The 14,467-nt window shown below is 71.7% G+C and carries 15 protein-coding genes; 2 read left to right on the forward strand and 13 right to left on the reverse strand.

Annotated elements, in window-relative coordinates; genetic code table 11:
* The first annotated feature begins 52 nt into the window (after nt 1-52).
* Entirely contained in the window at nt 53-859 is an 807-nt protein-coding gene (locus OG782_RS16130; RefSeq protein ID WP_406451519.1) for an SDR family oxidoreductase, read from the forward strand.
* A 93-nt stretch (nt 860-952) separates the two neighbouring features.
* Here the strand turns inward: OG782_RS16130 and OG782_RS16135 are convergent, their stop codons facing one another.
* Complete coding sequence (locus OG782_RS16135) at nt 953-1,900, reverse strand: helix-turn-helix transcriptional regulator (protein ID WP_406451521.1); 948 nt, start codon at nt 1,898-1,900, stop codon at nt 953-955.
* Nucleotides 1,901-2,025: 125 nt separating this feature from the next.
* Between OG782_RS16135 and OG782_RS16140 the strand changes: the two genes are divergently transcribed.
* Nucleotides 2,026-2,871, forward strand: a complete 846-nt coding sequence (locus tag OG782_RS16140) for an SDR family oxidoreductase (protein WP_406451522.1) — start codon at nt 2,026-2,028, stop codon at nt 2,869-2,871.
* 54 nt (nt 2,872-2,925) lie between these two features.
* Here OG782_RS16140 and OG782_RS16145 read toward each other — a convergent pair whose 3' ends face one another.
* The 12 genes from OG782_RS16145 to OG782_RS16200 all read right to left on the reverse strand — a co-directional run bounded on the left by OG782_RS16145 (nt 2,926) and on the right by OG782_RS16200 (nt 14,320).
* Nucleotides 2,926-6,240: a hypothetical protein gene (locus OG782_RS16145; RefSeq protein WP_406451524.1), complete on the reverse strand. Its 3,315-nt coding sequence runs from the start codon at nt 6,238-6,240 to the stop codon at nt 2,926-2,928.
* 5 nt (nt 6,241-6,245) lie between these two features.
* Nucleotides 6,246-6,671, reverse strand: coding sequence for a pilus assembly protein TadG-related protein (locus OG782_RS16150; RefSeq protein WP_406451526.1), 426 nt, complete (start codon nt 6,669-6,671; stop codon nt 6,246-6,248).
* On the reverse strand, nt 6,671-7,093 hold the full coding sequence (locus OG782_RS16155) for a TadE/TadG family type IV pilus assembly protein (RefSeq protein WP_406451528.1): 423 nt from the start codon (nt 7,091-7,093) through the stop codon (nt 6,671-6,673). The genes OG782_RS16150 and OG782_RS16155 overlap by 1 nt, the downstream gene beginning before the upstream one ends.
* 18 nt (nt 7,094-7,111) lie before the next feature.
* Nucleotides 7,112-7,501 carry a TadE/TadG family type IV pilus assembly protein gene (locus OG782_RS16160; protein WP_406451530.1) on the reverse strand — a complete coding sequence of 130 codons (390 nt, stop codon included), beginning with the start codon at nt 7,499-7,501 and terminating at the stop codon, nt 7,112-7,114.
* A gap of 17 nt (nt 7,502-7,518) precedes the next feature.
* Nucleotides 7,519-7,743: a hypothetical protein gene (locus tag OG782_RS16165; protein ID WP_406451532.1), complete on the reverse strand. Its 225-nt coding sequence runs from the start codon at nt 7,741-7,743 to the stop codon at nt 7,519-7,521.
* 80 nt (nt 7,744-7,823) lie between these two features.
* Nucleotides 7,824-8,711, reverse strand: coding sequence for a hypothetical protein (locus tag OG782_RS16170; protein WP_406451534.1), 888 nt, complete (start codon nt 8,709-8,711; stop codon nt 7,824-7,826).
* Nucleotides 8,708-9,619 carry a type II secretion system F family protein gene (locus tag OG782_RS16175; RefSeq protein WP_406451536.1) on the reverse strand — a complete coding sequence of 304 codons (912 nt, stop codon included), beginning with the start codon at nt 9,617-9,619 and terminating at the stop codon, nt 8,708-8,710. Before OG782_RS16175 ends, OG782_RS16170 begins: the two co-directional genes overlap by 4 nt.
* Nucleotides 9,616-11,163 (reverse strand): CpaF family protein, encoded by a 1,548-nt coding sequence (locus tag OG782_RS16180; protein WP_406451538.1) that lies wholly within the window; start codon nt 11,161-11,163, stop codon nt 9,616-9,618. Before OG782_RS16180 ends, OG782_RS16175 begins: the two co-directional genes overlap by 4 nt.
* Complete coding sequence (locus OG782_RS16185; protein WP_406451540.1) at nt 11,153-11,989, reverse strand: hypothetical protein; 837 nt, start codon at nt 11,987-11,989, stop codon at nt 11,153-11,155. The genes OG782_RS16180 and OG782_RS16185 overlap by 11 nt, the downstream gene beginning before the upstream one ends.
* Nucleotides 11,989-12,678, reverse strand: a complete 690-nt coding sequence (locus OG782_RS16190) for an SAF domain-containing protein (RefSeq protein ID WP_406451542.1) — start codon at nt 12,676-12,678, stop codon at nt 11,989-11,991. Before OG782_RS16190 ends, OG782_RS16185 begins: the two co-directional genes overlap by 1 nt.
* A 203-nt stretch (nt 12,679-12,881) precedes the next feature.
* On the reverse strand, nt 12,882-13,823 hold the full coding sequence (locus OG782_RS16195; protein WP_406451543.1) for a hypothetical protein: 942 nt from the start codon (nt 13,821-13,823) through the stop codon (nt 12,882-12,884).
* On the reverse strand, nt 13,817-14,320 hold the full coding sequence (locus OG782_RS16200) for a hypothetical protein (protein ID WP_406451545.1): 504 nt from the start codon (nt 14,318-14,320) through the stop codon (nt 13,817-13,819). Before OG782_RS16200 ends, OG782_RS16195 begins: the two co-directional genes overlap by 7 nt.
* Nucleotides 14,321-14,467: the final 147 nt, after the last annotated feature.

A 14,467-nucleotide genomic window follows, 5' to 3' on the forward strand; every position in this document is an offset into this window, starting at 1 on the left:
GGGTCCCAAAGGTGTTGCCGGGACGCGGACCCGTACAGCAGGATTCCGCCCTGTGACCACAGCAGAAGAGCGCCCCCAGCCGTCCGGACCGTCGTCGGGGACCGCACCGGACCGCCCCCTCGCACTGATCACCGGCGTCGGCCGCACGATCGGCATCGGCGCGGGCATCGCCCGCCGGCTGGCCGCCTCCGGCTGGGACATCGCCTTCACCTACTGGACCCCGTACGACCGGCGCATGGCCTGGGGCGAGGAACAGGGCGCGTCCGCGGCGATCGCCGCGTCCCTCGCCGGGCAGGGCGCACGCGCCGAGGCGATCGAGGCCGACCTGGTCGACCCCGACGCCCCGTCCCGCATCTTCGACGAGGCCGAACGCCGGATCGGCCCGGTCACCGCGCTCGTGCTCAGCCATGCCGAGTCGGTCGACTCGGGTCTCCTCGACACCACCGTCGAGAGCTTCGACCGGCACTTCGCCGTGAACGCCCGCGCCAGCTGGCTGCTGATCCGGGAGTACGGGCTGCGCTTCCGCGCCGCCGGGGGATCCGGCCGGATCGTCGCCCTCACCAGCGACCACACGGTCGGCAACCTGCCGTACGGGGCCAGCAAGGGCGCCCTGGACCGCATCACGCTGGCCGCCGCGCATGAGCTCGCGCACCTGGGGGTGACCGCCAATGTCATCAACCCGGGTCCGGTGGACACCGGCTGGATGAACGAGGAACTCTCGGAGCTCCTCGTCCGCAACACCCCGCTGGGCCGCCTGGGCACCCCGCAGGACACCGCGCACCTGGTGGACTTCCTCTGCTCGCCGCAGGGCCAGTGGATCAACGGCCAGCTGCTGAAGAGCAACGGCGGATCGGCGTAGGGCCTCTCGTTCGGATCATGCCGGGCTCGCGGGGTCCGGCATGATCCAGACGAAGGACCCCAACCGCCTCCGGGCCGGCGGGTCCGGGCACGGCTACGGCGTCCCGTACAGCGCCGCCAGTTCGGCGGCCAGCTCCGCGAGCCGCGCCCGCGTGCCGGGAGGATCGAGGACCTCGACCCGCGCTCCCAGACCGGCCAGCTGCGACGCCACCACCTCCGCCGAAGGCCCGTCCATCTCGATCCCGGTCCAGCCGTCGGCGAGCACCGGACCGATGCGCAGCCGGCCGCCGAACAGCCGTTGCAGGACGGCCTCGGCGCCCGGTTCGGCCCGGCCCCGTACCGTCACCGCGTGCATCCGGTCCTCCATCACCGCGGCGAGGGAGCGCCAGGCCGTGGCGAGGTCGAAGCCGTCCGGGCGCACGGCCGGCTCCCCCGTCGGCTCGACCGAGGTGACGCGGCTGAGCCGGAAGGCCCGCAGCCCGCCGTCCGTACCGGCGACGAGATAGGAGACACCGGCCTTGGACGCGAGCCCGAGCGGATGCACCGTCCGCTCCCCGGCGGACCTGCCGGGTGCCGCGTACCCCATCCTGACCTGTACCCCGTCGATCACGGCCCGCTGAAGCGCCCCGAGTTGGGGCTCATCGGCCGTGACGGCGGTGCGCGACCAGTCCGTGGCGTCCGCGATCCCGGCGCGTACCGCGGCCTCGGCGTCCGGGCGCAGGGTCGTGGGCAGGGCCCGTACCAGCTTGCGCAGGGCCGTGCGCAGTCCGGGCGAGGACGACGACGGGCCGGCGAGCAGGAAGAGCGCCCGGCTCTCGTCGGCGGTAAGCCCGGTGAGGTCGGTACGGGCTCCGCCCACGAGCGACCAGCCCCCGCCCCGGCCCCGCTGCGAGTAGACGGGGATCCCGGCGGCAGCCAGCGCCTCGAGGTCGCGGCGGGCCGTGCGTTCGGCCACCTCGAGCTCGGCCGCGACCTCGGCGACGGTGACCCGGCCGCGTACCTGGAGGAAGAGCAGCAGGGCCACCAGACGGTCAGCTCTCATGCCGGTCATTGTCCCGGGGAAAGTGGCCAGAAGGTGGCCACTTTCGGTTTCAGGATGAGGTCATGACCGGCGCGGCAGCAGCTCGCCGGTCTCCGAAGAGCCCATCCAGCAAGGGACTTGAGACCATGATCGTGGTAACCGGAGCAACCGGAAACGTCGGACGCCCGCTCGTCCAGGCACTCGCGGCAGCCGGCGAGCGGGTGACGGCGGTGTCCCGGAACGCCGCCGCCGGCCCCGTCCCCCACGGCGTACGACAGCACCGCGCGGATCTCGCCGCCCCCGGCAGCCTCCGCCCCGTTCTCGACGGCGCCGAGGCGCTGTTCCTGCACGACACCGGCGCGGGCGCCCACCTCCTGGACGTGCGGGACATCCTGGACGCGGCAAGGGCGGGCGGGGTCGGGCGCATCGTCCTGCTGTCCTCCCAGGGCGTTGCCACCCGCCCGCAGTCCGCCTCCCACGGGGGTGCGGGCCGGTCCATGGAGGAGGCGGTACGGCAGTCGGGTGCGGCCTGGACGATCCTGCGTCCCGGCGGGTTCGCCTCCAACGCCTTCGCCTGGGCCGAGTCGGTCCGCACCCGCCGGACCGTGTTCGCACCCTTCGGCGACGTCGGGCTGCCGGTCGTCGACCCGGCCGACATCGCGGACGTCGCCGCGGCCGCGCTGCACGAGGAGGGCCACGCCGGACGGACCTACGAACTGACCGGCCCCGCCCTCACCACACCCCGCCAACGCGCCCAGGTCATCGCCGGTGCACTCGGCGAACCGGTCACCTTCGTCGAGCAGTCCGCCGGCGAAGCCCGGGCGCAGATGCGGCAGTTCATGCCCGGACCGGTGGTCGGGACGACGCTCTCGATCCTCGGCGCGCCCACCCCCGCCGAGCAGCGGATCAGTCCCGTCACCGAACAGCTCCTAGGCCGCCCGGCCCGCCCGTTCGCCGACTGGGTCACCCGAAACATCGGAGCCTTCGCGTAGCCGCCGGGCGGGAGGGGCGAGGGCGGGGGGCTGCCGGTACCGGCCCTTGCGCGGTCAGGCGGCGGAGCTGCTGCTGTCCACCTCCCCCATGGCCGTCAGCAGATCCCTGAGCAGATCGATGGTCTCGTCCTCGGCATCGGTGCCGAGTTCCTCGTTGAGACGGTTGAGCCGGTCCGCGGCCTCGATGATGGCGGCCCTGTCACCCGTCGCCCCATGGGCACGGAACAGGTCGCGCGAGAGCAGTTCGCTCTCCGGGGAGGCGACGAGGCCCCGCGTCGCGGCCGCCACCGCACCGGCGTGATCGCCCGCCGCCAGGCAACGGGCCGACAGCTCATGGGCGACGTCCACGATCGCCGAGAGCATGTCGTGGAACATGGCGTCGGCCCAGAGGTAGTTACGCGGATTGGTGGCCGCGAACGGGCTGCCCTGGACCAGCGCGAGCGCCTCGGCCAGAGCCGTGTCGGCTTCCGCGCCCCTGGCATGCATGCCGTCGCGGTACAGCAGCTGGAAGTCCAGCCAGTCGCACCGCACGGACGGGCCGAAGACGTAGTGGCCGTCCGCCACGAAGGGGAGGTGGGTCTGACCGCCCACCCATGCGCGCAGCTTGCTCATGTTGGAGTTGCGCAGCGAGTGGCCGACCTTGCGTCCGGGCCAGATCGCCTCGTCCAGGGCCTTGTGCTCCAGCCCCGGGTGCAGCACGATCCAGGCCGCGAGCTCGGTCAGCCGGCCCCGGCGGTTGGACTCGACGGGGCCGTCGGCCGACACCATCTCCACCGGTCCGAGTACCCGGATGTACGGCTCCGGGGGGACCGGCAGCGGAGCGGAGACGGTTTCCGCCACGGGTACGGCCGCCGCCTCCTCGCGCTCCTCGACGGGCTCCGGCTCCGGGGCGGCCGTGACGGTGAGCGTGAGCCGTGGGTCCTTGGGCCGCGCCCATGTCGGCGTGGGCTCGTCCATGGGCCGCTCGGTGATTTCCATCAGCTCCAACAAGCTCTCGTACTGGGCCGGTTCCAGGCGCTGGAGCATCACTTCGAGATCGGTCTCGGGGATACGGACCACGACGCCGGGCGCCGCCTCGACCCTCCAGGTGTCCGGAAGGGCGAGCGCGTCGTCGGCGCCCGTCACGGCGGCCAGCGAGGTACGCGGCTGAGCCCCGATCAGGTCGAGGAGGTCGAGGGCGCTCTCGTCCGCCTCCGTGAGCGGCAGCGCGCAGAGCACGATCTGCGGGGCCCAGGCATCGGCCCCCGTACCGAGCAGCCGTGCCTCGCGCAGGCTCTCGGCACCGCTGTCCGCCAGTGCACGGCGCTGTGCCGCGTCGTGCCCCCTGAGTCCGGCGACCGCCGAGGCCAGGGTGGCGTGGTGGACGACTCGGCCGGGAAACGCCTCTTTCAGTTCCTGCCCGAACCCCACCAGCCGGATCGTGTGCGCGGCGTGCAGGGAGTCGGAGGCCAGCTCCACGGCCAGGGCGAGAAGGATGGCACGTACCTCGTCCTCCTCACCGTCGAGCCGGAGCATGCCGATGCGTTCGAGGTCGACCAGCACCGGATACCCCTCGAAGCTCGTGCCGAGGCTGATCAGGGCGGGATACGGCAGGGCGGTGGCGGATGCCTCCTGGGCCGGGAGAAGTGTCTCCGCGTCCTTCGGGCACCACCAGATGTCGTCACCGCTGATCACCGAGGTGAAGGGCCGCACCGCGGCGGCCGGCTCGGAGAGGTGAAGGGCGGCGCCGTCCGGGGTGATGACGACGGCGTCGAGCTGCGGAAGTTCGTCCTTCTCCTGCGCCAGACCGGCCGAGAGGGTACGCAGGGCGCGATCCAGCAGGTCGAGGCCTTCGGGCAGGTCCGCCGCTGCCGCACGCATGTCGCGCTCGAGCGCGGCGGCGTCGCCGTCGGGCAGTGCGATACGGCGCCGGGGGCGCCGGCGGCGCTGCTGGACGATCCGGCGGACACCGAGCACACCGAGCACACCGGCGGCCAGCAGCGCGCCGATGCCCGCGACCGTCCGGATGGACCCGTCCTCGTCCTCGTCGCCCGCGTCAGCGGTGTCCGCCGCACCGGGCTTCGCGCTCTCGGCGGGCTTGGCCGATTCGGCGGGCTCGGGCTTGGCGGTCTCGGCGGGCTTCGCCGACTCCTCCGGCTTGGGCTTGGCGCTCTCCGCGGGCTTCGGCTTCGCGCTCTCCGCGGGCTTCGCAGCCCCGTCCGGCTTCGCCGACTCCTCCGGCTTGGGCTTGGCGGTCTCCGCGGGCTTCGGCTTGGCGCTCTCCGCGGGCTTCACAGCCCCGTCCGGCTTCGCCGACTCCGCGGGCTTGGGCTTGGCGGTCTCCGCGGGCTTCGGCTTCGCCGTCTCCGCAGGCTTCGCGGCCCCGTCCGGCTCCGCGGGCTTCGGCTTGGCGGTCTCCGCCGGCTTCGAAGGCTTCGCAGGCTTCTCCCCGGCCGGCTTGTCACCGGGCCGGGAGGCGTCGGGCCCCGAGTCGGGCAGCTTCAGCTTCTGCCCCGGAATGATCAGGTTGGGGTCGGTGAAGGACCCGCCACCCGGCTGGGCGGCGCCCCGGTTGAGGTCGAAGATCTCGGTGTAGCGGGCGGGATCGCCCAGTTCACGGTCCGCGATCTCGCCCAGGGACTCACCGGGACGCACCGTCGTGCTCCCACCGGCGGTCGAGGCACCCTTCTCGCCGTTGGCACCGTTCGCGCCGCCCGCACCGGACGCGCCCGTGCCGGCCGGCATACGGAGCTTCCAGCCGGGCTGGACGAAGCCGTCGGCGTGGAAGACGGTGCCGTCGGTCATCACCCGGCCCTCGTTCAGCGCGGCGATCTCGTGCCAGCGGTTCCCGTCGCCCATCTGACTCTCGGCGATGCTCCACAGGCTCTCCGCGGGGCGGGTGTCCCGCACCGTGTAGGTGTGGCCCTTCGCCGCCTGTTGCGTGGATCGGGCGTCCGAGGCGTGCGTGGCGTCGGAGTTCCCGGACTGGGCGTAGGACTGGGAGACGGAGACGGGCGCCGCCGCCGGGGCCGCGAAGGCCGCGCCCGCGGTCGGCAGGAGCACCAGGATGCCGCCGATCAGCGTCGCCGCGGCCCGCTGGCTCGCGCCGAGACCGCTCAGCCGGCGTGCGGAACGGCCGCGCAGCTGGGCGGGGATCTCCAGCAGGACGGAGAACGTGAAGCCCGCCCAGCCGACCCAGCCCGCAGCGGCGAGCAGGAGCAGGAAGGCGCCGCCGGTGTCCTGCTGGGAGAACAGGTGGGTCAGGTCGTCGAGACCGCTGTCCAGGACGATGCCGGTGGCCCACCACAGCAGCACCGGGAGGCCGAGGAGCAGCGCGGCCAGGACGGCCAGGCTCAGCAGGGCTCGTAGGAGATTGCGAAGTGTACGCACCGCGATCACGTTCCTTCCGGAGCGACGACACCGTGAATGAGCGTTGCGTGCCCCTGGCCGGTGACATCCATGGAGGAGATGCCGACGATGCCCAGGAAGCGGGTGGCGTACGTGGTGTTCACGCGCACGCTCAGGGTCTTGCCGTCGGCGGACACGTCCACCGAGCCGGTGGCACCGGCCGTGCTGAGATAGGCGAAGGCTGCGGCCCTCGCACCTGCGGGATCGACGACGACGGCCTTGCCGGGGATGGCCTGGCCGGGGTCGATGGCCTGACCGCCGGCCCTGGCCGCCTCCATGGCGATGGAATCGGCCCGTTCGGTGGCCCGCAGCTTCCCGCCGCCGTCCACGGTGATGCCGATGACACCGAGCAGTGCCACCGTGATGATGGCGCTGTAGACGGCGATGCCGCCGCGGTCGTCGTACGTACGCATCAGTCGCGCTCCCGGTAGGCGTCGACGGCCGAGGTGAAGGTCGAACTGAGGGTGTGGCTGCCGGGCGCTCCCGGAAGCATCAGGTCGGACAGCGGCACGGTGCACGTCACGGTGGCCGTGACCGTACCGACCGTGCCCAGCGGGGCGTTGAGACCCGAGACGTCCACCGAGACCGTGGTTCCCGAGCACTTGAGGCCCTGATCGGCCAGCGTCTCGTTGGCGGCGGCGTAGGCGTGGTCCTGGGCGCTGCCGGCGGTACGCGAGATGGAGGCCTCACGCGCCGCGTCCTCCGCGGCGGCGTCCACCTTGCTGCCCGCGGTCACCACCCGGCCGGCCGCGAGCGCCATACAGAGAAACATGATCATCAACGGCGTGACGATCGCCGCCTGGATCGCCTCACTGCCCCGGTCGTCCCAGTTCACTTCATCCCCCGGTTCACTTCATCCCCCGGTCGTCCAGCGCTCCACCGGTCCGGACGCGCTCTGTGTGATGGTCAGGCCCGGCACCCCGGGCAGCAGCGACGGTGCGCTGCCCGAGACCTGGACACGGACGCGCTCGGCCGAACTGCCCCCCGTGGACACGGTCGGGCCGAGCAGGCTGTTGCCCGCGATCCGGCCGAGCACGTCCTTCGCGCGCGCAGCGCCGGCGTCCGGGCCCGATTCGTAGACCCGGGCGGCGGCCACGCCCTCCCGTGCGGCGGTCAGGGCGACATTGCGCGCGTAGTACCACAGCGACACCTGCACCACGGCGATCGTCAGCAGGATGACGAACGGGAACACGATCGCCATCTGGATCGACGAGTCCCCGCGGTCGTCCAGTGGCCGGCGCATGACGACCGCGGGCCTCACTAGATGCCCGCCAACTGCCCGTTGTACCGGGAGACGACCGCCGCGATGGTGCCGGCGATCAGCAGGGCACCGGCCACGGCCGCGACCCAGATGATGACCGTGGTGATGCTGATGTCGCCGCGGTCGGGGTCCTGGGCGCCGCGCTCGACGCGGTCGGCCAGCACCGCCAGGACCATGGCCAGGGATGCAGTGGCTCGGGTCGTGAGCTTGTTCAACGTGTTCATACTGGGGAGCCCCCTCGATACTGTCTTTGTCAACTCAGACGCTTGGATGGGTGGTTGCCGGTTCCGTGTGGCCGATTCGGTTACGTGGTCAAGATATTGACCACTGCCGGGAAGGCGACGAGCAGCATCACGAGCACCGCCAGGAGCGCGCCCGGAGCCGTCATCTTCTCGCTGTTCTCGTTCGCCTCGGTCGCCTGCTTCGACAGCAGTTCGACGCGCAGCGACTTGGCCCTCGCCCGCAGCGTCGTGTAGACCGCCGCGCCGTCGTGCGCCGACATCCGCATGATCTCGGCGACGTCCTCCAGGACGGGCAGGTCGAGTTCCTCCGTGAGCTGGACCAGCGCCTCCCACGGGGGGATCTTGTCGACGCGGGCCCGCATCATCGCTTCCTGGAGGCGGGTGAAGGCCCAGCCCTTGCCGACGGCCGCGGCCCGTTCCAGCGCTTCGGTGGGGCCCGAGTCCGCGGCCCGCTTGAGCGCGACCAGATCGAGGTACGCGGCGACCGCGTGGGCGAACTCCTCGCGCGCCCTGCCCGCCTGGTCCCGTACGGACAGATCGGGGATGAACCACAGCAGGGCGCCCAGGACGAGCCCCACCACGGCCGGTACGTAGAAGGGCACGCCCAGGCCCATCAGCGACCAGGCGCCCACGAGCAACGGGGGAATCAGCAGGCCCGAGCCGGCCAGGGCGGACTTGAGCAGCAGGAACCGCTCGGCCGTCTGCCCGACCAGAGCCAGGTCCTTGCGCGGAATGGTGACCCCGGGCAGGCCCTGAAGGTGCTCCACCAGCCAGGCCCCCCACATGTCGTCACGGCTGGACGGTGCGACGGCCGCGGGATCGGGAGCGGAGGTGTTGAGGCGGCGCAGCGAGGAGGCCAGGTCCGGCTGCGGCCTGACGAGTTCGCGTACGAGCAGGGCGAGTCCGCCGCCGACGGCGAGCCCCGAGAAAATCGCGCCGGGCGGTATCACGCGTCCTCCTGGTACGGATCGGAGAGTTCCGGCAGCTTCACGCGGCTGCGGGGATCGGCGATGAGGAAGCGCGCCACCGGCTTGTGGTCGGCCAGCGAACGCATCCAGGCCAGCACTCCGGCGAAGCCCGCCGCCAGCAGGCCCAGGACGAGCTGGCCGAGGAAGGTGCCGTAGGGAGCCGTGTAGCTGGGCGTGAGGAACCCGGCCGCGACCACGCACAGGGTGATGATGGTCATCCACCGCACGGTGGTGCGCGGCTTGGCCCGGTCCGCCTCGATCTGGCGGCGCTTGGCGACCTCCTCGCGTACGGCCTCCGAAAGGTCCTGGAGCGCCTGGGCGAGCCCCGGCCCCCGGTCGGAGGCGCACAGCATCAGCGAGGCGAGGACCTTGTCGGCCGTGACGTCGTCGAGCGCGTCCGCGAACGACTCCAGCGCCTCGGCGGGCCGCCAGCCGACCTGGAGGCGGTCGGCGAGGTCGGCGATCTCGTGTTCAAGGTCGCCGGGCGCACCACGGCGGCTGGCGATCATCGCCTGCTCGAGTCCCATGCCGAGCCGCAGCACATCGGACAGGCGCTGGGTCCACTCCCCGAGCGCCTCCAGCTTGTCGATGCGTACGGTGGCGTTCTTCGTGGGCGACAGCAGCCAGGGCACACCGACCAGGGCGGCCGCGGCGAGGACGCCGCCGACGAAGACCCCGGTGAACAGCCAGATGCCCAGTCCGATGACCGCGGCAGCCGTCCAGCGGGTCCGGCGCCGCATGGCCGCGTCGTGCTCCACACTGCCGCCCGTGCCGCGCCCCGGCCGCCGGAGCGGTGGCGGGGCGGTGGTGCCGACGACACCGGCGACCACGCCCACCAGCCCCCCGGCGACGGCGAGTCCGGCGACCACCCACAACAGCATCGTGTTCATCCGGCCATCACGCGAAGGTCCAGCGGGTGCGGCCAGGAGCCGCGCGGGTTGTCGAGGAGATGGACGGGAAAGCCGACCCGCACGAGGTCCTCCAGGCAGGCGGGATGCATATGCGGTACGCCTCGGGGCTCGCCCGGTCTCGGGGCGAAGATCCGGTTGGTGGCCGGCCGGCCGTTCTCCCCCATGCCGGTGACCTCCAGCACGTGCGAGACGAACCGGTGCCGCTTGCCCTCGATCCGGGTCTCGTCGCGCATGGAGACGAACACGATGAAGTCGAGCCCGTTGGCCGCCTGGCGGTAGGCGAGCTGCTCGGTCATGTTGTCCTGGGCCAGCAGGTACAGCTCGGCGATGCGGTCGAAGACGATCTCGGGACGGCGGGCGTGGATCGTGCAGAGGTTGCCGCCCTTCCCGTTGGTCATCGCCTGCATCATCGCGACGATCTCCTGACCGCGGACCTCCCCGACGACCACCCGGGACAGCGACATGCGCAGGGCCCGGTGGATGAGGTCGAGGAGGGTGATCTCTCCCGCGCCCCGGCCGTCCGCCCCGCGCTCGCCGTTGGACTCCCGGGATTCCATCGGCACGACCTGCCGGTGGAACTCATTGGTGTGGGCGAAGAGTTCGAACTCGGTCTCGATGGTGGCGAAGCGCTCGTCCGGGTCGATCTCCTTGAGCAGCGCCCGCAGCAGCGAGGTCTTGCCGACCGCCTGCTCGCCGGTGATCATGATGTTCTTCTCGGCCCGCACGGCGGCGGCGAGAAAGGACGCCAAGGTCTCGTCGACGGCCCCGAGTTCCATCATTCCCGCCAGGTCCACGTCCTTGACGCGGTGCCTGCGGATCGTGACGAAGGTCTTCGGGGTGACTCCGGTGACGGCCTGGAGGCGGGATCCGTCGGCGAGGCGCAGGGCGAGGAACGGGTCGGCGGTGGACAGGGTGCGTTCGCTCTGGCCGTTGCGCCGGGCCAGGTCCCGCAGCATCTCCTGGAGTTCCTCGTCGGACTCCGCCACGGGTGCGACCCGCACCCGCTCGCTGTCGCCGTAGTCCAGCCACACCTCGTCGTAGCCGTTGATGAGGATGTTCTCGACCCGGTCGTCGTCCAGGTGCGGCTGGAGCCGGCCGGCCCGGAAGAGCATGTCGTAGACGGCCGAGGCGAGGGCGGCGTCCTCGCCCTTGGTCGTGCTGGCGCCGCGCTCGACGGCGATGGCGTCGGACCAGACGGCGACGGCCTCGTTGATCAGTGCCCGGCCGCGCTGGGCCTGGGACTCCGGGCCCATCCGGCCCGAGGACTTGATCTCCTGGGCGAGCCGGTCGGCCACACCCTTCTTGATCTCTCCGGCGACCCGGTAGTCGACGGTGATCTGCGGCAGCCGGGCCTCGCCGAGCGGGCGGAGCGAGGCCGCACCCGCCTGGCTCCGGGCGGCCGACGCGACGGGCGAGACCGGCGAGACCGTGAACCCGCTGCCGGTGCGCTTGAGCATCACCGTGTGTTCGGCGGTGGACTTGGCGTGCATCACGGGGTCCGGGTGCAAGGGATTAGCGCGCACGGGCCATCTCCTCGTCTCCGTAGGGTCCTTGGGTACGCGGCGCGAGGCGGTTGCGGCGGAGCATCACGCGCTGCTGCAGCGGGCCGGTCACCTGACGGGCCGCGCGCATCAGGTCGGAACGGGCGAACCGGCTGCCGCCGTCGACGCCGTCCGACAGCACCTCGGCCTGCTTCGGCCGCCACGGCATCGCGCCCAGGACGGGCGCGTTCAGCACCTTCTCGACCTCACCCGGGCTGTAGGGGCCGCTCTCGACCAGCAGCAGGGCCAGGGCGTCGTCACCGGTTCCGCCGGGCCCGGCCAGCGCCTTGCGCAGCGCCTCGACCCGGACCTGGGCGCTCTGCACGCCGCGCAGGGTGTTGCGCACCACCATCACCACGACGTCCGCCCGCTTGGCGAGCACCGCGGAGGCACCGAACGCTCCCCGCCGGCCGAGATCGACCAGTACGTCGTGCTGGTGGTCCTCGATCCTGGCGAAGAGCTCGGCGAGGCTCCCCCAGGCCGGGTCGAGACCGGCGGCCTGCGCCGGGTCGGTGATGCCCGGCAGGAGCAGCCGGGTGCTGCTCTCGTCCTCGGAGAGGTCGACCAGCTGGCGCCAGAACGCCTCGACCAGTTCGTCCTTGCGCTGGGCCACGGCAAGGTTGCGCAGCCCGTAGCGGGAGTCCATCCGGCCCTGGAGGGCACCGGCGAGTACGGCCCCGCCGTCCGGATCGCACTCGGCCAGGATCAGCCGACGGCCCGGATCCAGCGGCCATGCCAGCAGCAGCGCGAGCGCCGTACTGGTCACCCCCGGAGCCCCGGTACCGCCCACCAGCGCGATCACTGACATCAGGAACCGCTCCCGCTCTGCACGACGATCGCCACCCGGCCGGTGGCGGCGCGGGCCGCGAGCGCCGGACCGTCGGTTCCCGGGACGGCCACGTCGATGGTGGCGACGCCCGTGGCATCGGCCGTGTCCCCGACCGCCACGACCGTGGCCGCGATGGTCTGGGGCGGGTCGTCCGACATGTCCTCGTCCAGGCCCGGCGTGCTGACGACGAGCACCTTGCGCCCGGGGAACAGGCCGGAAGTGGGGCGCTGGGAGGGCTTGGTGGAGATGCCGACCAGCGTGTCGCCCTGCTTGAGCAGGGACTTGTCGGTGAACTGGTCGCGGGCGAGCAGCGCACCCGGAGTCAGCGCGACCGCCGCCCGCTTGCCGACGACGCTCTGCCTGTCCACCGCCTTGACCGGCTTGAGCGCCGGGTCGAGGGAGATGGACGCCTCGGTGAGGTCGCTGTCCTTGATCACATCACCGGCCGCCACCTCATGGCTGACCGCGAGCACGTCGGTGCGCTCACCGGTCGCCGTGAACAGCAGCGCACCCGAGAGCCCGCCGACCGCGGTCAGCGCGAGGGACAGCGCGATCAGCGCCGGCCGGCGCCGTCGCTGCTTCAGGGCCCGCGGCGGCGCCACGGGTATGGGGCCGAGGCCGCCGGGCCCGCCCTGAACGGGCGGGGCGGCGCTCTTCGTCCTGTTCAATTCGTGCCTCCAGCAGATCTGTCGCTGCTACTGCTCGCCACTAGGGCCTCTCGTTTGGATCACGCCGGGCTCGCGGGGCCCGGCACGCACATCTGCGGCGTTGTCGTCAGTCGCCAATGCTCCGCAGTGACTCCCTCCTCCGCCTTGCAGCCGCACACACCGGACCCCGCTCCCTGATCCGGCCTGATCCAAACGAAAGACCACTAGCCCACGACCTGGAGTTCGCCGATGGCGATCGCGGTGTCGGACTCCCGGGTCGTGGTCAGGTCCCCGGTCTCGCCCCCGCCCTCCCAGTGGATGGACCAGGTGGCCGTCGTGGTGATCTTGTACTTGTTGCCGCTCTTGCCGCGGGACGTGCTGCGGTAGACGTGCCCGCAGTCCGGTGACTGCCGCTTGCCGTACTCCGCCTTGTAGGGCTCGCCCGGCTTCGTGCAGGTGACCGAGGTGCCGTCGCCCATGTTCCAGACGACCTTGTCCACCTTCGCGGTGGCGGTGACGGTGACGCTGCCCGCGGAGGCGGACTTGGTCTGCGGTCCGGTGGTGGTGTCGCTCTTCTTGTTCCACATCCAGACCGGAAGCCCGACCAGTCCCGTCTTTCCGGGTTCGGGGGCGATGCCGATGTCCGGCCCGTTCAGGGTCATCTGCGCGACGGCGGTCTCAGCGACCTCCGCCGGAGTGGGACCGGCGTCCTTGCCGATCTCGCCGTTGGGGAAGAAGGTGTCACGGGGTACGAACGTGCCGGCGCCCTCGTACTGGAAGTCCGGACAGGACGTGGGACGGTAGATGTCACCGTCGCTCGGTTTGTCGTCACCCCACAACAAGTCGTCGGCCGGCGGCTGGGGTTCGAGCAGCAGCCAGTAGCAGCCGTGGTTCCAGTAACCCATCCCCGGGACGTAACAGGGGATCTTCTCCCCGGTCTCCTTGCGGCAGGCATTGACCGCGCCGCCGGAGCCCCCGCCGGTCCCGCCGCCCGAACCGTCGTCTCCGGGGTCGCCCGGGTCCTCGGCCGTGATGTCGCACACCTGGGCCCCGGGCGGGCAGTCGACAGGACCGTCGGCCAGGGCCGCCTGTGTCCCGGCCATCAGCAGGGCGCCGGAGGCCAGGGCAACCAGACCGACACGCACAGAACGCGCCATGGTCAGCATGTCCGGTCCTTGTCGATCGTGTAGTCGCTGATCCGCCACTCGGTACCACCCGACTTGGCGGTGGTGGCCTTGGCCGTCCAGGGGCGACGGGTGTCCTCTTTTGCCACTGCAATGGGTTTGCCTGTGGCGCGCCTCACCACCACACCCGTCATGTCGACGCAGTCGCTGATCGTGGCCGTGTCGACTTCGGAGCCGACATTGACGGCCGACACCTTGGGGTTCGTGACGGGGCCCCCCTTGAAGGCGAGCCCGTGCTCGTTGTAGTAGGTGAAGAGGTTGATGATCATCGATGCGGCATCACCGGTCGTGTAATCGCCCAGCCGCGCCTTCGCCATGCTTCCGGAGGAGTAGGCCTCGACCTGCGCGTCCCACATGCCCCGGTATGCGGCGAGGGCCCGGCGCTGGGCCACCGACCGCTCCTTCTGCCCGTCGTCGTGCGTGGCGCTCGCCCTGGGCGGCGCGGGCTCGTCGCCCCCCGACGAGCTGCAGCCGGTCACCAGCAGAAGCGTGGCCGCGGCCACCCCTGCACAGGCTTTCAGGCCATTGTTCTCCCCGTGCGCCATCAGACCCCCCCTGGTCATGCGCGGTCACGCTGCTTCAGCATCCGAAAAGTGACCTGCCGTCATTCTGCATCAACACCAGGA

The sequence above is a fragment of the Streptomyces sp. NBC_00876 genome (assembly GCF_045207435.1).
Taxonomy (GTDB): domain Bacteria; phylum Actinomycetota; class Actinomycetes; order Streptomycetales; family Streptomycetaceae; genus Streptomyces.